The 19,714-nt window shown below is 47.6% G+C and carries 16 protein-coding genes; 15 read left to right on the top strand and 1 reads right to left on the bottom strand.

Translation table 11 applies throughout. The annotated features are described in order from the left end of the window. Positions 1-76: 76 nt before the first annotated feature. From BST96_RS00225 to BST96_RS00195, 7 genes are all read left to right on the top strand, one after another. Entirely contained in the window at positions 77-1,366 is a 1,290-nt protein-coding gene (locus tag BST96_RS00225) for an NAD(P)/FAD-dependent oxidoreductase (protein ID WP_085756762.1), read from the top strand. Between the two features lie 40 nt (positions 1,367-1,406). Continuing rightward, positions 1,407-2,261, top strand: a complete 855-nt coding sequence (locus BST96_RS00220) for a hypothetical protein (RefSeq protein WP_085756761.1) — start codon at positions 1,407-1,409, stop codon at positions 2,259-2,261. A 111-nt stretch (positions 2,262-2,372) separates the two neighbouring features. Continuing rightward, the gene (locus tag BST96_RS00215; RefSeq protein ID WP_085756760.1) at positions 2,373-3,935 is read left to right on the top strand and encodes a phytoene desaturase family protein; all 1,563 of its coding nucleotides are present in this window, start codon (positions 2,373-2,375) and stop codon (positions 3,933-3,935) included. After that, positions 3,932-5,551 (top strand): phytoene desaturase family protein, encoded by a 1,620-nt coding sequence (locus BST96_RS00210; RefSeq protein WP_085756759.1) that lies wholly within the window; start codon positions 3,932-3,934, stop codon positions 5,549-5,551. The genes BST96_RS00215 and BST96_RS00210 overlap by 4 nt, the downstream gene beginning before the upstream one ends. After that, on the top strand, positions 5,541-6,746 hold the full coding sequence (locus BST96_RS00205) for an aminomethyl transferase family protein (RefSeq protein ID WP_085756758.1): 1,206 nt from the start codon (positions 5,541-5,543) through the stop codon (positions 6,744-6,746). The genes BST96_RS00210 and BST96_RS00205 overlap by 11 nt, the downstream gene beginning before the upstream one ends. 126 nt (positions 6,747-6,872) lie before the next feature. After that, positions 6,873-7,442 carry a DUF2452 domain-containing protein gene (locus BST96_RS00200; protein WP_085756757.1) on the top strand — a complete coding sequence of 190 codons (570 nt, stop codon included), beginning with the start codon at positions 6,873-6,875 and terminating at the stop codon, positions 7,440-7,442. A 30-nt stretch (positions 7,443-7,472) separates the two neighbouring features. Then, entirely contained in the window at positions 7,473-9,110 is a 1,638-nt protein-coding gene (locus BST96_RS00195) for a GMC family oxidoreductase (RefSeq protein WP_157117798.1), read from the top strand. Between the two features lie 81 nt (positions 9,111-9,191). Here the strand turns inward: BST96_RS00195 and BST96_RS00190 are convergent, their stop codons facing one another. Continuing rightward, positions 9,192-10,199: an SDR family NAD(P)-dependent oxidoreductase gene (locus tag BST96_RS00190; protein ID WP_240554859.1), complete on the bottom strand. Its 1,008-nt coding sequence runs from the start codon at positions 10,197-10,199 to the stop codon at positions 9,192-9,194. A 62-nt stretch (positions 10,200-10,261) separates the two neighbouring features. Between BST96_RS00190 and BST96_RS00185 the strand changes: the two genes are divergently transcribed. The 8 genes from BST96_RS00185 to BST96_RS00150 all read left to right on the top strand — a co-directional run bounded on the left by BST96_RS00185 (position 10,262) and on the right by BST96_RS00150 (position 19,675). After that, the gene (locus tag BST96_RS00185) at positions 10,262-10,708 is read left to right on the top strand and encodes a DUF3429 domain-containing protein (protein ID WP_085756755.1); all 447 of its coding nucleotides are present in this window, start codon (positions 10,262-10,264) and stop codon (positions 10,706-10,708) included. A 131-nt stretch (positions 10,709-10,839) separates the two neighbouring features. Further along, complete coding sequence (locus tag BST96_RS00180; protein WP_085756754.1) at positions 10,840-12,882, top strand: TonB-dependent receptor plug domain-containing protein; 2,043 nt, start codon at positions 10,840-10,842, stop codon at positions 12,880-12,882. 133 nt (positions 12,883-13,015) lie between these two features. Further along, complete coding sequence (locus tag BST96_RS00175) at positions 13,016-14,077, top strand: PQQ-dependent sugar dehydrogenase (protein WP_085756753.1); 1,062 nt, start codon at positions 13,016-13,018, stop codon at positions 14,075-14,077. Between the two features lie 180 nt (positions 14,078-14,257). Beyond that, positions 14,258-15,412, top strand: coding sequence for a GGDEF domain-containing protein (locus BST96_RS00170; protein WP_085756752.1), 1,155 nt, complete (start codon positions 14,258-14,260; stop codon positions 15,410-15,412). A gap of 66 nt (positions 15,413-15,478) precedes the next feature. Next, positions 15,479-16,243 (top strand): helix-turn-helix domain-containing protein, encoded by a 765-nt coding sequence (locus BST96_RS00165; protein ID WP_085756751.1) that lies wholly within the window; start codon positions 15,479-15,481, stop codon positions 16,241-16,243. 119 nt (positions 16,244-16,362) lie between these two features. Further along, on the top strand, positions 16,363-17,640 hold the full coding sequence (locus BST96_RS00160) for an NAD(P)/FAD-dependent oxidoreductase (RefSeq protein ID WP_085760432.1): 1,278 nt from the start codon (positions 16,363-16,365) through the stop codon (positions 17,638-17,640). 984 nt (positions 17,641-18,624) lie between these two features. Then, entirely contained in the window at positions 18,625-19,140 is a 516-nt protein-coding gene (locus tag BST96_RS00155) for a hypothetical protein (RefSeq protein ID WP_157117797.1), read from the top strand. Between the two features lie 40 nt (positions 19,141-19,180). Beyond that, entirely contained in the window at positions 19,181-19,675 is a 495-nt protein-coding gene (locus BST96_RS00150) for a hypothetical protein (protein WP_085756749.1), read from the top strand. Positions 19,676-19,714 lie beyond the last annotated feature (39 nt).

Below are 19,714 nucleotides of genomic sequence, written 5' to 3'. Positions count from 1 at the left end.
CCATTGGCGAGCGCGTATCCTCTGTTCACGATAAATATAGGCTGGGGCTATAGCACGCAATCTTAGAGGAGTCCTTATGAAGGCGACAGATCAACGACAGGAACATACCGGTTCCTATTATGCGGCCAGCGTTAATGAAAAGATTGAGTATCCCTCGCTAGAGGGTGCGGTAACCGTGGATGTCTGTGTGGTGGGTGGCGGTTTTACTGGTGTCTCCACCGCATTAAGTTTGGCAGAGCGGGGTTATTCTGTAGCGATTGTAGAAGCTAACCGCATTGGTTGGGGAGCTTCCGGCCGCAATGGTGGCCAGCTGATTAATGGCATTACTGGTCTGGATAAAGTGCAAAAGCAACACGGTGATGGTGTGGCGGATATGATCGAAGCTATCCGCTGGCGCGGTAATGACCTGATTCGTGAGCGGGTTGCTAAATATAATATCGACTGTGACCTTAAAAACGGTTTTGTTGAGGTGGCCAACAAGCCCAGCCAGGTGCGCTGGCTTGAAGCGTATGCGGAAGAAAGAGAAAGGCTGAACACTGGCCATAAGTGGGAGCTTTGGGACCGGGATCAAACCTGCGAGAATTTGGGCACCGAGGCTTTCCATGGTGGTTTTGCCTGTTATCGAGATGGTCATGTCCACCCCTTAAATCTTTGTATTGGTGAAGCCAAAGCGGCCGCGGGCCTGGGGGTAAAGATCTTTGAGCAGTCACCGGTGACCGATATCAAACACGGTGCCAAGCCCATCGTAAAAACAGCTAACGGGAGTGTTGAGGCCGACTCAGTGGTATTGGCGGGCAATGCCTATAGCCAGTTTGAACCCAAGCATCTTTCTAATCTGGTGTTTCCTGCCGGCAGTTATATTGTTGCCACCGAGCCCTTATCAGAAGAGGTCGTCAATACAATTAACCCTCTTGATGTCGCGGTCTGTGATCTTAACGAGGTCGTAGATTATTATCGTTTATCCGCCGATAACCGTCTGCTTTATGGTGGCGCCTGCAACTACTCCGGCCGTGACCCTGCCAGTATTAAATCGTATATTTTTCCACGCATGAAAAAAGTCTATCCGCAGTTAAAAGATATCACTATCGAATATGAGTGGGGCGGTAAAATCGGTATTGTATTGCGCCGTATACCGACCGTAGGTCGTATCGAGAATAATATTTACTATTGTCAGGGGTATTCCGGCCACGGTGTTTGCGCCAGTCATGTTATGGGTGAAGTGATGGCCGATGCAGTCACCGGCACTATGGAGCGCTTTGACCTGTTTGCCGAGATGAAACATTTTCGTATGCCCGGTAGCCAATGGATGGGTAACCAGATTATTGCTTTAGGGATGTTGTACTACAAGCTTATGGATCGGCTATGACCGTTACCTGTTATAAAGGTCTATACGCGGTACAGCCACTATGAATCAAGCAGGGCCTTCTAACGAACCAGCTAAGCTAAATACCCTGCAACTGATTAAGTTGCTGGTCTATGGCTTATTGCTGATTAATTTTGTGTTATATATTTATGACGATTGGTCTATTGCCCAGCATACCCTGGGCCCCGGCAGTAGCTTTTTTGACTGGACCAGTGCCTATGCGGTAAGTATTGATGAAAGTGCCTGGTTTATTCTGCTATTTCTTTTTGAGCTAGAAACCTATGTGATGTCGGATGCCGCTTTTACCCGGGGCAGGGTATTGCTGATGCATGGTGTGCGCTTTATTTGCTATGGGTTTTTAATGCATACCTTATGGGCCTACGGCAATAGCGCGCTGGATTTACAGCAAGTGGAGGCGATCCCGGCGGTCACAGATCTCTGTGAACTATCTGACCGAGAGTTGTCCTTTGCTTATAATCTGGAATATACCGAACTGGATGCCAGCAACTGTGCCAGCTTATCTAATGGCTCAGCCTTATTTTTAATCGAACCCCCAGACTTTTTAGTGGTGACCAATAGCGCAGGGCTGGTAATTGAAAAGCAGCTAATCTGGATCGACCTCTTTGAAGCAATGACCTGGTTGCTGATTCTATTTACTATCGAATTAAACGTCCGTATACAGGATAAAGGCATTGCCTCCGGGCGCTGGATTAGCAGCCTGGCCTATAGCAAGATGCTGCTCTATGGCCTGCTCTGGGGCGCTGCGGGTTATTGGATTTACCGCGGTCATTATATGTATGCCTGGGATGAATTTGTCTGGATTGCCGGTTTCTCTGCAATTGAAGTCAATATGGCAAAATGGCGTAAAGAGATTAAGGAAGCCGGCGCGGCAACTTAGCCGCTATAGCACCCATATACCGGTTCTCGCGTATAGGACCGGAAGCTAAATCCAATAGCCCTTAATAAGCTGCCTATAAGAAAAACACAGACCTGACATAGCGAGCCTGTTTTGCAGAACTACGATACGATTATTATCGGCGCGGGCCATAACGGCCTGATCTGCGCCGCCTACTTGGCGAAAAGCGGCCAGCGTGTGCTAGTGCTTGAAGCGTCAGGCCAGCTCGGTGGCCTTGCCGCCAGCCGTGAATTCCACCCCGGATTTAAAGCCTCGGTTGCCCACTCCGTTAGCCACTTTTCCGCCAAGGTTGCTCAGGACCTTAATCTGGCCAGCCACGGTTTTGATGTGGCGGCCAAACCGATGCCGACCATTGGTTTAAATAGCACTGGTGACCATGTTGTGATTAAGGGCCATCAAGTCACTGGTGTTAGTGCTAAGGATGCCCAACAATTTGGCGACTACCGCCGCTTTATCCAGCGCTTTGTTGAGCTGCTAAAACCCTTCTGGTTAAAGACCATGCCCCGGATAGGTAATAACTCCCTGCCTGAATTAATGACCTTTGCCCAACTGGGCTTAAAAATGCGTTTACTGGGCAAGGAAGATATGGGGGAGTTTATGCGTATTGCCACGCTACCTGCCCGCGACCTGATGGATGAGAATTTTGATAACGATATTTTAAAGGCGGCGTTAAGTTGGGATGGTTTAATCGGTTCTAAAATGGCACCCCGTTCACCTAACGCCACCATTCTGGCTTTGCTCTATCAAATGAGCGGTGAGCATGCTGGCGCCCATGCGATTCCTCCCGGTGGTATTGAGGCCTTGGTCAATGCGATTGCTTCAGCAGCTACAGCGGCCGGAGCAGAGATTAAAACCCATAGCCCGGTAGCCAGAATTACTACCGTTGTTGATAAAACCCTCTGTGATGGCTTTGGTGCTTTAGCCGCCAATGGGGTGGAGCTAGAGAGTGGTGAAACCATTACGGCCACGCGGGTTATTTCGGCAACCGATCCCAAGCGCACCTTTATTGATTTGTTAGGTGTGGAAAATCTTGAGATCGAATTTACCAACCGGATAAAGCGCTTGCGCACTGATGGCTATGTGGCCAAGCTGCATTTAGCGTTAAGCGGTGAGCCAACGTTTACCGGTTTGGAACAGGCCAATGGTCGGATGATTATTGCGCCCAAGCTGGATGCTATCGAGTTTGCCTATGACGATGCCAAATACGGTGGCCTGCCAGAAAACCCGGTCATGGAAATTGTGGTACCCAGTTTACATAACGGTTCGCAGGCACCGGCAGGGCAGCATGTGCTGTCTGCCCATGTGATGTATGTGCCTAATCAATTAAAAGGTGGCTGGAATGACGAAGCCAAAGCGGTCTTAACAGAGCGAGTGATTAATACACTGGCCAGTTATGCGCCTGATATCCGTCAACAAATTATCCATAGTGAATTACTCACTCCGGCCGACCTGGAAAAAACACATTTAGTCAGCGGTGGTCATTGGCACCATAGCGAATTTTCCGCCGACCAATTGCTAATGATGCGGCCCACTTACCAGGCTGCTCAGTACAGCACACCCATGGCCGGTTTATATCTCTGTAGTGCCGGCAGTCATCCGGGAGGGGGGCTAATGGGGGCCGCAGGCCATAATGCGGCCAAGGAGGTGCTGAAATGAAAACCTACGATGCGATTATTATCGGTGCTGGCCACAATGGCTTAACCAATGGTGCTTATCTTGCCAAAGCCGGGCTGGATGTACTGATTGTAGAAAAAAATGATTATATCGGTGGCGCGGCAGTTTCCCGTGAAATGACTGAAGGCTGGTGGTATTCCAGTTGCTCCTACGTTTGCAGCATGATGCGTCAGGCCATTCATCGTGACCTTGATCTTACCCGTCACGGTTTGGTGTTAGTGCCTTATCTGGGCACCGTTAACTTTGGTGACAAGGGTGAAACACTGATTGACTACCCCAGTGAAGAAGCCAACTACAATGCCCTGCGCAAGCATAATGCCCATGACGCCGATGCTATGTTCCGCTTTCAAACGGACCTGGCGCGCTATGCCCAGTTAATTCGTAAAACGCTATTGCGTACGCCTCCTGACCCAAGCTCATTCCGGCCAAGGGATATTAAAGAGTTGCTGTGGTTGGCCAAAGAGTTTTGGAAGCTGGGTGAAAAAGAACTTTATGAATACGTGCGCTTTTTTACCATGAGTGCGGCAGATTTCCTCGACGATTATTTTGAAGATGATTTGATCAAAGCGGCCATGGCCAGCCCCGGTATTATTGGTACGGCGCTGGGGGTTTATTCGCCTGGCTCTGCTTATATTTTACTGCACCATGTGATGGGGGATGTGGATGGCAATATCGGTGCCTGGGGACTTGCCCGTGGCGGAATGGGAGCTATCTCCAATGCCATTGCCGGTGCCTTTAAAGAAAACGGTGGTGAGATTCGCACCAATGCCGGTGTACAACAGATTTTGGTTAAAGACGGCCAAGCCTCAGGCATAGTGTTAGAAAACGGCGATGAAATTTATGGCGACATTGTAGTCTCCAATCTCGATGCCAAGCGCACCTTTACCCAATGTATGGATAAAAACGATTTACCGCCGGGGATTTACGATAAAGCGAAAAACTTTAAAATCCGTGGCTCCTCCGGCAAGGTTAATATCGCCTTATCGGGTTTGCCTAAATTTAATGGCGTTCCCGATAATCGCTATATCAATCGAGGTGGACAGGGTTTCTGTGGTTCATTAGAAACCATGGAGCGGGCCTATGATTGCTGGAAGCGAGGGCGCTGGTCGGATGATCCGTTTGTTGAATCGGTTATTCCGTCGGCATGGGACCCCACCGTGGCACCGGCAGGGCAGCACTGGATGTCTAACTTTATCCAATACTGTCCTTCTGAATTAGCCGACGGCCCATGGACAGCAGAAAAACGCGATGCCTTTGGCCAAACGGTTATCGATAAAATCGAACGTTATAGTCCCGGTTTTAAAGATCTGATTGTGCATATGGAAGTACGTACGCCCTTTGAAATTGAAAACGAAGTGGGTTTGACGGAAGGCAATATTTTCCAGGGCGAACTGACTATCGACCAATTATTATTTAACCGTCCATTCCCCGGCTATGCGCAATACCGTATGCCAATTAAAAAACTGTATATGTGTGGTTCCTCAACGCATCCCGGTGGTGGGGTGTCCTCTGCCTGTGGTGCCAATGCCGCCCGTGAAATATTAATGGACTTAAAACGTCCAAATACGGTGCCTGAAGATGACTGTTATGACGAATGATATTGCACCAGATCCCTTTGCTGGTGAGCGATTAAAACAATCGCACTTTCACCCACGGCAGGCGGCGTTAAATATTCGCGAAGCCTGGTCGAGCTGGAACGGCTATAAATTTGCGGACTATTATTACGATGCAGAGTACGAATATTTTTGCGTGCGCAACACCTGCGGCACCTATGATATTTGTCCGATGCAAAAATATAGGATTAGCGGTAGCGATGCCGAAGCTATGTTAAATCGTATGGTGACTCGCGATATCAGTAAATTGAAACAAGACCGCGTGACCTATGTTTGTTGGTGTACCGACGAAGGCCGTATGGTGGATGATGGCACTATCTTCCGCCTCGGTGAGGATACCTTTATGTTGACCTGCGGCAGCCCCAGTATTGCCTGGTTGCGCAAAAGTGCCTTTGGTTTTAAGGATATCAAGATCGTTGATCAGTCCGATGATATAGCGGCCTTATCCTTTCAGGGGCCTACCAGTTGTGAAGTCTTGAAAAAAATGGGCCTGAACGGTATTGAACAGCTGCGCCCCTTTGGTATCCAGAAGTTTGCCTTTAAGGATGGCGAGATTATGGTGTCCCGCACCGGCTTTACCGGTGATCTGGGTTATGAATTATGGGTAGAACCAAATCTGGCGCTGGATATGTGGGATAGCCTCTATGCCGCCGGTGAAGATTACGGTATCCAGCCCTATGGTGAAGCCGCCACCAATATGGCACGGCTGGAAGCGGGTTTTATTATGCCCGATATGGAATTTAGTGAAGCTTTAAAAACGATTCACTTTGAGCATGACCAAACGCCCTTTGAATTAAATCTGGGTTGGTTAGTGGATTTTAACAAGCCCCACTTTAATGGCCGTCAGGCACTGCTAAAAGAAAAACAGCATGGCCCCGAATATACCTTGGTTAAACTGGATATCGACGGCAATAAACCCGCTGAGGAATCTCACCTCTATAGCGATAAAGCTTGTGAGCATGAAATTGGCTATGTGACTTCAGCGATGTGGTCACCGGTGGTCAAGGCCAATATTGCTTTGGCCATGGTAAAAACTTCCGCCCTTAAGGGGGATATCTGGGCTGAAATTTATTACACCAAAGAATTGCGTCATAACCATAAAGTTGAGCGTTGCCGGGTACAGGACCAACCCTTTTGGGCGCCTGATCGCGCCAAGGCAACACCGCCACCCACGTTTTAATGGAAAGGTGCAAGCCCGCTAGCCAAACCATCCATAGCCTCTATTGCCGCGTATACAACACCGGACCTGCGCTTAACATATGAACTATGTATGCTTAACCCTTAATAGAGTCAATGGAGCAATGATGTGAAACCAGCCAACCCTCAGGGTAAAGGCTTGGTTCCGGTGTTAGAAGCTCTGGAACCATTAAGCCAATTACCCGCACAGCAACGCAGCAGCCAGGATTGGCTGCGTGACTATCTGGCGGGCGCGCTGATAGTGTCTGCCCGGTTTTCTTTTAAACCGGTACTTAGGCAAAGCTATTATCTGTATTGGCAAACAGGCCAATGGCAGTTATCCATGATTTCACCGTCTGAGTGGGGTAGCAGATTGCAAACTACGCCAGTGGCAAGCTGTCAGTTGCGGGAAGATTATAGCTGGGATATCTCACCCTATGATTCTGTCGCAGAAACCCCGGAGCTATTAGCCTCACTGGCGAGTTTTCAAAGCGGGTTTCTGGATTTTATTGATAACGAAATGCCCTTGGTCGATCAGCTGCCTTTCTATCAGGCTGAGCTGCCCTGGTATCCAAGGCTAATGGCATTGGGTTTGGCAAAAACGCTACAAAGGTCGTTGGATTCGGCTGGTCTTTCCTCACAAAGTGGCCAAGGCCTGCTGGCCGATATGGCCGTTTCATCGCAGCTATTACTTAAGTAAGATAAGTCATCTGTTTTAAAGCAATGTTCAGTGAGACCTATCAATACGATGACGACAGAAACCGATATCCCTGATTATATTATCGTTGGCGGTGGCACCGCCGGTTGCGTTTTGGCTAACCGCTTAGCGTCCAACCCAACGCTGTCGGTTTGTTTAATCGAGGCGGGCCCCGACTATCAGTCCAGCTTACTAAGTACTCCGGGGGCATTTGGTCTGTTGGTGTCTCAGCCAACCTTTAACTATATGTATAGCTCCGAGCCGGAGCCCCATTGCCAGAATCGTGTGATAGGCACGCCCTTGGGCAAAGTGTTAGGTGGTGGCAGTGCGATTAATGCCATGGTGCATGCCAGAGGGCAGGCCCATGACTTTGATCTCTGGGAACAACTGGGTAATCAGGGCTGGGGCTATCGGGATATATTGCCCTATATACATAAAACCGAGGGTAAAACTCAGCCACCGGCAAAGGGCACGATTAAAACTACAAAGTCAGACGCGGTGAGTTTTGATATTAGTAGGCTGTTTTTACAAACCGCTGAGAAATTGGGTATCCCCAAAAACCCCAACTTTAACGATGACCATACTGAAAACTACGGAGTGGGTAATTTTGAGCAAGCTATCCATCAAGGTAAACGCTCCAGTACCGCGAATAGTTTTATTGACCCCATTGCTATGCAAACTAACGTTCAGTTGGTGACCAATGCCACGGTTGAAAAAATACTGATTGAAGATAAAACGGCTAAAGGGGTGGCTTATTATCATGACGGTAGCCAAAAAACCTTGTTAGCCAAACGAGGCGTTATTTTATCGGGCGGTGCTGTTAATAATCCCAAACTGCTAATGCTGTCTGGTATTGGCCCCGCCGAAGCCTTAACAGAACAGGGTATCGAGGTCATTCACGAACTTAATGGTGTGGGGAGTAATCTACAAGAGCATGCCGATTACAGTATCGTGGTAGCGAGTAAAAACCATCAAGGTGGGCATTTTAGTCTGCTTAATATGCTAAAAACGGCTGTCCATATTGTGCAGTACTGGCGCAATAAAACCGGGCCACTTAGCCAAAGTATTACCGAAATAGGAGGCTTTATTAAAAGCTCTCCTGAGTTGGAACATGCGGATATTCAACTGCATTTTATGCCCTTTCAAATGCCCGCAAATAGCGTTGATCTAAAGCAAATGATGCAGCGTGGTTTTACCTGCCGAATATCCTTGCTCAAACCCGAAAGTCGCGGGCATATCGCCTTGGCCAGTGCTGATATTAATGACCCGCCCAAAATACACTATCAGTTGTTAGATAAAGAAGCGGATATCCGGCGGTTATTAAGTGGAGTCAAACAAGTGCGGGAAATATTTAATCACCCGGACTTTGCGCCTTACAAAATAGCGGAGGTCTCACCGGGCGATAATATCCAAAGCGATCAGGCGCTGGAGCAAGCGATCCGCAAAGAAGTCAGTATTATTTACCACCCGGTGGGTAGCTGCAAAATGGGGCAAGATCAGCAAGCGGTAGTAGATCACAAGCTTAACGTACATGGCCTGAAAAACTTAATCATTGCCGATGCTTCGATTATGCCGGTCACCGTCAGCGGCAATACCAACTCCACGACGATGACCATTGCTGAAAAAGCAGCGGATAATATTTTAAGCGCTTTCGCTGCGGCTAATACTTAGGCTGCATTACCTGAAACTATAACCTGAAACTATAACCTGAAAATAAAACCCGAAGCTATAACCCGAAGCTATAACCCGAAACTATAAATAGTCCTTAGTCAGCTCCACCGAAACATCCCATAACTGACTGGCTAATTGACGGTCCGTCATATGCACACCTTCAGGGGTAAAAGGATTGCAGTTAATAAACATATGGCCGGAGGTATCAACCAGTTTCGGGTGGGTGGCCACATAGCAGCTGGTGGCGACACCTTCCTCAACACTGCGCATAAAGGTCCAGCCAATCAGTTTGGCCGCGGTGGTTTTCCATGCGGGCATATGTCGGCCCAGGTTAGTCATAATCACGCCCGGTAAGACGGCGTTTGAGGTGGCATTACTGTTATCGGCGGCAAAACGTCTGGAGAGTTCTTGAGAGAATAGGGCGTTAGCCAGTTTCGATTGCCCATAGGCTGTTAGCGGGTCGTAATTCTTTTCACCGGATAAATTATCAAATTCAATACCGGCCTCGGGTGCGGATTTATAGCGTCCGCTACTTAACATAACCACTCTGCCTTGTTCTGCGGCTTTAATGGTTTCTTCAAGGCGCAGGGTAAGAATAAAATGCCCCAGATGATTAACCACAAAATGTTTTTCAAGCCCATTAACCTGCTCAAGCTCGGGTAACTCCATAATACCGGCATTGCAGATTAAACTATCCAGCGGTTGATTGAGGGCTTTAATGGCTTCACTGCAATCGACCACCGATTGAAAGTTAGAGAGTTCACAGGCCAGAGGCGTTGTTTTGCCAGCAATTAATTGGCAGGCTGCTTCCGCTTTTTCCAGCGTACGGGCAATACCAATGACATGGGCGCCACGTAGCGATAACACGCGCATCGTTTCAAAGCCAAGCCCTGAATTACAACCGGTTACTGCGAATAGCTTGCCACTAAGGTCAATACCTTCGGTGACTAATTCGCCGGTGGCTGTTTTATCATAGGAGCCCCTATAAGGGTTTTCTGTTTGGCTAAAACCCAGTTGGTGCAATAAGCTGGCGGCGATTAAGGTGGAAGTATTTTTGATAAGTTGGCGACGGTTTATTGTTATAGTCATGGCGTTACTCTAAGTAGTTAACAGTAATAGATCCGCTCAGGGAGCAACAACGTAACAGAGGTATGAACCTGACGCAAACATCAGCAGCACCAATAAGCAGCAGCGCCCTAAGTTATCTACTGGGTTATGCCGGTCTGTTGCCTTTTTTCGCCTTGGCTTTTTTGCATCTGTCATCGTCAACATTATCGATAGCGGGCTTGGGCAAGGCGGATGCCTTATCACTGTTTGGTGTTTACAGTTTGGCCATTGCCAGCTTTCTTTGTGGCAGCCTGTGGCAGCAACATCATTCAGCGCTGGTATTAGTCAGTTCCAATAGTATTTTGCTAATCGCAGTGGCTATGTTGGCCTGGCGTCCGCTCTATTGGCTGCCAGTATTGGCTTTGCTTTATCTGGCTATTTTGCTTGTTGAGCGCTACGGATTGCCGCAACAAAGCAAAGCATATTCCCGTTTAAGACTGCAGCTCAGCAGTATTGTTATAACCCTACACTTAGTATTGTTTCTTTTTTAACAGCCCTAAACTTGATTTACTTTCTAAAAGGAAAGGGTTTATAGTATTCCCTCGTCTACCCATTTAAACCGCTTACACAGCCATAGTTAATACTAAATAGTGAATAATCAAATACTTACTGGGATGTGACTATGTTGGTTCAAAATCGCCAATTGCCAGCCGTTAAGTTTTTTTTATTAGCAGCACTGCCAAGTTTATTCGCAGCCTTCTCCGACACGCTTGAAGCCGGAGAAGAGGCCGACCTGTTTCAATTATCTCTGGCGGAGCTGGTCAATGTAGAAATCTTATCCGCCTCAGAATTTAGTGAAGGGCCTCTAACGGTTGCTTCAAGTGTGAGCGTGGTGGATGAGGATGATTGGCGCAAGCTGGGTTCAAGGCGCTCAAAAGACCCGCTGGGTTCACTACCCGGCGTCCAGCTATTTGATCTGCTTTATGGTGCTCAAACCGTCACTATTCGTGGTTATTCCAGTAGTCCAAGGGGTCATGAAACGCTATTGGACGGTGTGCCTATCAATAGCTTTACCTTTAATAATTCCCACTACCAATATAACAATGTCAATTTGGGTACCTTGGAAAAAATTGAATTAATCAGAGGGCCGGTCTCAGTGCAATATGGTTCCGATGCTTTTCATGGCGCGGTATCGATGCAGAGTTATTCCGGTGATAGAAATAGTGAGCAGGCTCACTATACCCAGGTCAGAACATCGCTGGCCAGTAACGACCTTCTGACCACCGGCCTGCGCCATAGTAGCAATCTTGATCAGCACTATATTGATATAAGTCTGGAGTACCTTGACCAGGGTGACCAGGACATTGCTTTTGATTGGGAAGAGGCAACGGCATCCGGTTCCAGTGAGTGGGCCCGAGAAGAAGAGTCCCACCAGTTTATTGCCAAGTTTGGACGACAGGCCGAAGAGGCCATGTCCTATGAGTTAGGTTTTTATACAAACTCACAAGAGCGGGATGATTTTCATGGCTATGGGCAGGAGCTGATTCCGGGGCTGGATGAATTAAGGTCCAGTAATATTGATACCGACTTTCATCTGGGCAAGGGCTATTTGCAAATTCCGCTGGCCAATACTATGGAAGCCAATCTGCAGCTCTTTTATTGGGAGTCTTCACTGGAGGACTTTCGCTGGGGCCCTGGTAAAAGCCAGTGGCTATGGTTTAAAGACGAAAACCGAAAAGGGGCCAAGCTGACCATTAAGCAGGAGTCCAACCCGATAAATACCCGCTGGTCTCTGGCCTTTGAAGGTGACTGGGCGGAAATTACCGATGCTTATCGCAAAGACCTGACCACCGCCGGTGACCTTATTATAAAAGAAGATGAACCCACCAAGGGGCTGAAGCGGGATATAAAAAGTGTAACGGCACAGGCCACCACCACATTGTCTAACGATAAAATACAGCTGCATTACGGTATTCGCTACGATGATATTAATGTAGTGGGTGGCGATACTTCCGGCCGCTTAGGGCTGGTTTATTTACCCACCAGCACCACTTCATTAAAACTGCTTTACGGCAGGGGCTTTCGTCCTCCCAGCGGTGCCGAACGCAGAGGATTTAGAAACCCGCTGGATGAGAATTTAGATCTGGAGTCAGAGACGCTGGATAGCTATGAAATAGTCTATATCTACCAGACTGACAATAGTCTGGCTGAATTCACCCTGTTCTATAACGAATTAGAGAATGAAATAACCGATTCAGATTTTGGTGCCGATGGTGGCCCTACGTATATCAATTTAGGGGACGGTGAGTCCAAAGGGGCTGAAGCCCAATTTAAATATACCGTTAAGCAATGGGCGTTTGATCTTAGCGGCTCCTATGTCGATAGCACCAATAATCAAACAGGGGCAGACTATGTGGCCTTTCCCGAGTGGATTTTTAATCTCGGCATTGCTTATAAACTGCCGGCGCAACATCTTGAAATTTATCTGTTTAACCGGGTAGAAGAGGGTATGCAAGAAAGCATAGACCCGGCCTCAGAGGATTTAAGTACGGTATGGCGTACCGATTTACACGTTGGCTACCAGCAGTCTGAACACCTTATATGGACGCTGGACTTTAGAAATCTGCTGGACCGGGATAATTACAGGCCTTATATCTACGGTATGACAGACGGGATTCCTGGTGATCCCTTTTCGGCAATGCTCGGCTTACACTTTACTTTCTAACCATGGCATTAGTCAGCCCAAGCAGGCCTTAAAGGCTTATACTTGCGTTTTAAACAACGACAGCCGTTGGCGTCCAGTGGCCCGGTAGGCCGGTGTCAAGGCAACACATTATTCAATAAACCCCGGAGCCCTTATGCGCTATTTTAAAAACTTATTGCTCGCTATTGTTAGTCTGTTAGTGACATTGCCCGCATTGGCTGGCCCTGATGCCAAAGAACTATTTTCTTTTGGGAGCGGAGTGGTATGGGGTTTTGATTTTATCGACAGCGAGCAGCTGCTTGTTAGCCGCCGTAGTGGTGAGTTGGATATTGTTAACCTTAAAACCCAACAGCAGCAAAGCCTTAAAGCACCCACGGTCCATGCCAAAGGGCAGGGTGGCTTGCTGGATGTTAAAGTGCACCGTGATCAGGGTAAGACATTTTTCTATGTGACCTATAGCAAAAAACTGCCAGAAGGTGGCTCAACTACCGCTCTGGCAAAGGCGCAATACCAACCGGGTCAGGCCTTGCAGTGGCAAGAGTTATTTGTCGCCAAGGCTGCCTCAACTGCCAGTCGGCACTATGGTTCCCGTTTACAGTTTGTTGATGATTATCTATTTATGACCGTGGGTGATCGCGGCAAGCGGAAAAAAGCGCAAGAGATCAACGGACACTTTGGCAAAGTCTTGCGTTTAAAGCACGATGGTAGCCCCGCTGATAATAACCCCTTTGCAGATACTCCCGATGCCCTGCCAGAAATCTGGAGTTATGGTCATAGAAACCCACAGGGTATTGCCTACGATACCGAACAACAAATACTCTATGTGGCGGAGTTTGGCCCCCGCGGTGGCGATGAAGTGAATGTGGTTGAAGCCGGTAAAAATTATGGTTGGCCTACGATTACCCATGGTAAAAATTATTCCGGTACTGACATTGGCCCCAGTCACCAGGATGGCCTTGAGCAACCCATGGTGTATTGGGACCCCAGTATTTCGCCTTCCGGTATGGCTTTGCAGCTGAATAAACCGTCCCGACGTTTACTGCTATCCAGTTTAACGGACCGTGATATCAAAGCGTTGGTGGTTGATAATGGCAAGCTGGAATCGCAGCGCTCTTTATTTAAAGAGCCTCTGGATCGTGTCCGTCATATTGTTATTGCACCAGATGGGATGATTTATTTTTCTACCGATACGGGAAAACTCATGGTTTATCAATAAGGCTTGGCTGTAAACAATACAGCCGATGCTTTAGCTAACAGCCCGTCTGTGGCTGCGGTATCAGTCTTATCCAGCATTGGATGACGAACGTCTTATGCCAATATGTACTATAGTAAATACTATGTCTTGATAGATAGAATAAATTAAAAAACGACCTTTACTAAAAGCCTGGAGTTCCATTTGCAAAATGACAACCCTGATTTGGATGGGCCGCAAAACCGTTTCGATACTGTCCATGGTAGATTTGCCGACCGTATCTTGATTGGCTTTGGTGTGGGTTGCCTGATAGCGGTACCTTCCTCACTATCACGGGCGTTTTACACCGGCTGGTTACCGATTTACACCCTGCATTTTTTTCTGGGCGTAGTGCTGCTGGGCTGTGCCTTATTTAGAGACCGCCTCACCACACAAGTGAAAGTACTTATCCCCATTTTTATAACATTGATGGCCGGTGCTTCAGGTTTGCTTCAGTTTGGCCTTGCGGGTAATGGTATCAGCTGGTTGTTATTGTCAGGGATATTAATCGCTGTCGCCTACGGGCGTCAGGCCGCTGGAGCTTATACCGTTGTACTGATAGTCTCGGTAGCTGGCTTGGGCTGGGCTACCTTAACGGGTGATATAACGCTGGACCTGGATGCGGATATCTATGTTCGCTCACTCCCTGCCTGGATCAATGCCGCTATCGGCACATTGGTTTTCGGTTTAATTGCCGTTAGTGCTATCGGTCTTATGTATGATGAACTTCACGTCACAGTGGCGCTGTTAGATAGTCAAAAAAAGGAAATAGAGCAACTCGCCAATAGCGATAGCTTAACCGGCCTGGCTTCACCGCGACTGATTAAAAACTTTCTTCGGCAGTTGCTACTGCATATCAAGCGTTACCGCGGTCAAATTGGTTTGCTGTATATTGACCTCGATGGTTTTAAGCCAATCAATGATCAATATGGTCACGAGAGTGGCGACTATGTTTTACAACAGGTTGCCCAGCGAATTACCCGCTGTGTTCGAGAAACGGATATAGTGGGTCGGCTTGGTGGCGACGAATTTATTGTGATTCTTACCAAGTTAGATAACGATGCTCAGATGGAGGAGTTGGCGAAACGAATATTGGACGAATTTAGTCTGCCTTTTACCTTCCAGAATAACGATATTCCTGTGGGGTGCAGCATTGGCCTGGCAAACAGTCACCACTATAAAGACATCGCTGAGAAGCCGATTGAGCAAATAGTTGATGGCTTTATCGCCCAGGCTGATGAGGCGATGTATGTTGCCAAAAGAAGCGGAAAAAATTGTTATAGTATGGCCAAGCTGGATCAATCAGTGGCTGAACCCTGACGCTGGCTTATATACACTGCTAACAACGGACATAATAAGACAAACCGCCGTCATCAAGAGGGACATATGCGAGCAGCAGAATTTGTGCAAAGTTACTTTGATGCCTGGAACCATAGTGATGCCAGGGGCGTTGCCGAGCATCTTGCCGAAAGTGGTACCTACTACGATGTTCCTGGCAATAAACAGCATTCCCGGGAAGACCTGATCGCCAATCTCACGGATTTTTTTATTCTCGAACAACACCACTACCATTTAATTGGTGATGTACTGGCCAACGATACAACCATTGCTTTCCAATATAAAATGTCGCCCCTTGATACCGATGGGGGGGAGCGGTTTGGTGCAGAATTTATGACCCTGAATGGCGAAGGGGTGATTAAAATCGCTGATTATTATGACCCCACCCACTCGGTCACAGAGCCTTCAGCGGCAGAGCATCATCATGCACCTAAATATGCCAAGTCCGGCCTTGATCCTGAACAGTTGCAAATCTATCGCGACCGTCTTCAGCATTTAATGGAAACGGATAAACTGTATCTGGAGTCTGAACTCACCATGCCCAAATTGGCGGCCAGAGTAAACTGTTCAGTAAACCATCTATCTCAGGCGGTTAACGCCGGTTTTGGTATGAGCTTTTTTGATTTTCTTAATCGCTACCGTATTGAAGAAGCCAAGCTAATGCTAAAAAATAATGACCCCCAGGCTCAGGCTATTTTAGACGTGTCCTTTGCGGTTGGCTTTAATTCCAACTCGGCTTTCTATGCCGCCTTTAAAAAAGCCACCGGCCAAACCCCGGCTCAATTTCGCCGCACTTTTGTCGATAAATCCTAAGCCCTTTTCGTCAGGCATGGATTAATGCTTTCTGCCGATAGGGCAGGATGACTTTGAGCAGGGCCTTTGGCATAAAAGGCGCTCACAACTCAATGTGAATAATCGCTTGAATGGACCCTATGATCACAACACAGCCGCACACGACATCCTATTACGCCGCGAGTAGAAATGACCTGACCGAGCACCCTGTATTACAGGGCGAGCAGACCGCCGATGTCTGTGTGATTGGTGCTGGCTTTACCGGTATCTCAACCGCCCTGCATTTGGCTGAACGTGGCTATAAGGTCCATGTAGTGGAAGCCAATAAAGTGGGTTGGGGCGCATCCGGCCGCAACGGTGGCCAGATGATTGGCGGTATTTCCGGTGAAGATAAAATGGCTCAATCGCTAGGGCCGGAAGGCGAAAAAATACTATGGGATATGCGCTGGGCCGGGCATCAGATTATTCGTGAGCGGGTCAACACCTACCATATCGATTGCGATTTAAAAAATGGCTATGTGGATGTGGCGATCAAACCGCGCCATCTGCGGGCGATGCAAGACGAGATGGACTATTTAGAGAAGCATAACTATCCCTTTGAATACACCATGCTATCGGCAGAGCAAACCCGTGATGCCATTGGCACAGATGCTTATATCGGCGCTTTGCAAAATATGGGCAACGGTCATTTGCACCCGCTTAATCTGTGTTTAGGTGAGGCGAGGGCGGCGGTATCTCTGGGGGTGACCATTTATGAGCAATCGCCGGTGTTAACTATCGAGCCAGGTAGTAAAGCCAAAGTGGTGACGGCAGACGGTTCGGTCACAGCGGATTTTGTGGTATTGGCCGGGAATGCCTATCACTATATAGAGCCCAAAATGCGTGGCCTCTTATTGCCGGTCAGTAGTTTTATTATGGCTACCGCACCCTTGCCAGATACAATTGTGCAGCAAATAAATCCGCAGGATTTAGCTGTTTGTGACCCCAATTATATTCTGGAATATTTCCGTTTAAGTGCCGACAAACGTTTGTTATTTGGTGGCCGCTGTAATTATTATGGCAGCGACCCGGAAATAATTAAGCGGCATCTAATGCCCAGAATGCTAAAAATTTATCCGCAGCTGGCCGGTGTGCCAGTGGATTATGGTTGGGGCGGTACTATTGGGGTAACGGTAAACCGGGTGCCGCAAATGGGGCGTATTGCCCCCAATATTTTCTACTCTCAAGGCTACTCCGGCCACGGCGTTAATGTGACCCACCTGGCAGGGCAAATTATGGCAGAGACCATTGCGGGCACCTTTGAGCGCTTTGATGTCTTTGCCAATATCAAGCCGGTCAGATTGCCGGGGCAGCATCTGTTTGCCCAGCAGATGGTGGCATTGGGAATGATGTTCTATAAGCTCAGGGATAAACTTTAAGCAAGAGTTGGTTGGCATGTAGGGTGGATTAAAATCCACCAAACCCAACCATGAATAACCGTATACCGGTGGATTATAATCCACCCTACCTACTGGTGTATTAAAATCCACCAAACCCAACCATGAACAACCGTATACCGGTGGATTATAATCCACCCTACCTACTGGTGTATTAAAATCCACCAAACCTAACTATGAATAACCGTATACCGGTGGATTATAATCCACCAAACCTAACTATGAATAACCGTATACCGGTGGATTATAATCCACCCTACATATCGGTGTATTAAAATCCATCCAACATACTATCGTAGGGTGGATTAAAATCCACCAACCCCAACCATGAATAACCGTATACCGGTGGATTATAATCCACCCTACATATCGGTGTATTACATTCCATCCAACATACTATCGTAGGGTGGATTAAAATCCACCAACCCCAACTATGAATTACCGTATGCCGGTGGATTATAATCCACCCTACGGGGTTGGCTCTTGGAAGAAAGCGGAGACGTGGTTCTGCCAAAAACTTTCTGCGAAGAGCTTGCTGTAAAGATATGGCTGGATAAAATACTAAACCAACAGTGTTTTTTGTAAAAGGCCACCACAGAACATCCTGTAAAAAATGTTAAATTTTTTTGATTTTTAATACCAAATCATAGGTACTGCCTAATACTTTAGTATTAATTTCCTGCCAGTTTTAAATTTATTAGCTGCCATTTATCGCTGCAAGCCTTGCCATTAGTGACTATGTCAAAAATGTTAAATTTTTGATGCCATTTTTGCTCTGGATTTACTACGTATTCAATTTAGGATTCGCTTCGTTATCCGCCAAAGGAATATTTCTGATTTTTCAAGAGTGGGTTTAATACAGGAATTTTATACGTGGGCAGTCAAAAAAAGCAGAACAATGCTAATGCTATTGAATCTAGATATATCCTGCAGATTGTAATTTTTACATTCCTGTTCGGTTTGATCTTGTTCAACTTTCTAAGCGATGACAATCAGTCAGCCAACAGCCATCACCGGCTTATTAAAGCTCCCGATAGCGAGGGCAATATTCCAGAACCAACCAGCCCAATACAGACTGGTGAGCCAGTTCAGCCAGTTGAAAAGACGGGGGCGGCTTTACCGCAAGCAACCTCCGGACTTGAGTATTACCAGAACAATGCCGATCCAACACTTCCGCTAAGCACCGTGGTAGGGCAGTGGCAGTCGCAAATCGGCGTTAGTGAAAACGCTCCACCCCAGCCCCTCTTATTAAAACAGCAACAACAATTACTGACCGGCGATATCGCGGGCTACCCCATTGTGGCCTGGGTGAAGGGCAATGTTTTTCAAATGACGGTAAGGCGCCAGGGTGGGCAGGGCCAAATACGTTATCGCTACCGTGGTGTTATCGCCCCTGATAGCGAACAAATCAAAGGTACTGTTGCTATCCAGCTGACAGGGTTTCCTGAGGCCACCCTCGATTGGGTGGCCAACCGAGAGTAAGGCTAACACATACACTAAATACCGTTAATTGGAGATGGTTATGACCCGGCAGTTATCACATCGATTAAAACCCTTACAACGTAGCTTGGTGCTGTTGTTGTTTATCACGCTACCGGCCGTGGCCAGTGCAATAGACGCTGAAGACGATAACCCGGCAGACGCTGCGGTTGATCCGGTGCAGATTGAAACAAAAACAATCGACGATTTGCCTGAAGAGATCCAGTTGGCGGCATCAGCCTATCAGAGCTGTGTCAATAACATTATGTCCACTTTGGAAGCCGCTACAGTAAAACGCCAGCAACTAACGGATCAGTGCCAGCAGTTAGAGCAAGCTTTTGTCGCGACCTTTCCAGAAGTTATGCAATCGTTAATCACGACCCAGACTCGGGGGCGCCTTGATAATGTTCTATCGGCCTTAGAAGAAATGGAAGCGACAGTGATTGAAACGTCGGTTGATGTTAACGAGGTGGCAGAAGAGCTTCAGGCATTGGAGCAACAACAAGCACAGCCAGAAAGCGGCGATAACAATAGCTAATTAATAACACTTTAACGATTTATGATGCTGACCAGTGCA

The sequence above is a fragment of the Oceanicoccus sagamiensis genome (assembly GCF_002117105.1).
Classification (GTDB): Bacteria; Pseudomonadota; Gammaproteobacteria; order Pseudomonadales; family Dasaniaceae; genus Oceanicoccus; species Oceanicoccus sagamiensis.
This window is presented reverse-complemented; position numbering and strand designations above follow the sequence as displayed.

Coding starts and splice junctions, on each gene's coding strand:
- BST96_RS00185 (WP_085756755.1), top strand. CDS start 10,262: ATGAACCTGACGCAAACATCAGCAGCACCAATAAGCAGCAGCGCCCTA.
- BST96_RS00165 (WP_085756751.1), top strand. CDS start 15,479: ATGCGAGCAGCAGAATTTGTGCAAAGTTACTTTGATGCCTGGAACCAT.
- BST96_RS00210 (WP_085756759.1), top strand. CDS start 3,932: ATGAAAACCTACGATGCGATTATTATCGGTGCTGGCCACAATGGCTTA.
- BST96_RS00225 (WP_085756762.1), top strand. CDS start 77: ATGAAGGCGACAGATCAACGACAGGAACATACCGGTTCCTATTATGCG.
- BST96_RS00220 (WP_085756761.1), top strand. CDS start 1,407: ATGAATCAAGCAGGGCCTTCTAACGAACCAGCTAAGCTAAATACCCTG.
- BST96_RS00190 (WP_240554859.1), bottom strand. CDS start 10,199: ATGACTATAACAATAAACCGTCGCCAACTTATCAAAAATACTTCCACC.
- BST96_RS00175 (WP_085756753.1), top strand. CDS start 13,016: ATGCGCTATTTTAAAAACTTATTGCTCGCTATTGTTAGTCTGTTAGTG.
- BST96_RS00180 (WP_085756754.1), top strand. CDS start 10,840: ATGTTGGTTCAAAATCGCCAATTGCCAGCCGTTAAGTTTTTTTTATTA.
- BST96_RS00160 (WP_085760432.1), top strand. CDS start 16,363: ATGATCACAACACAGCCGCACACGACATCCTATTACGCCGCGAGTAGA.
- BST96_RS00150 (WP_085756749.1), top strand. CDS start 19,181: ATGACCCGGCAGTTATCACATCGATTAAAACCCTTACAACGTAGCTTG.
- BST96_RS00205 (WP_085756758.1), top strand. CDS start 5,541: ATGACGAATGATATTGCACCAGATCCCTTTGCTGGTGAGCGATTAAAA.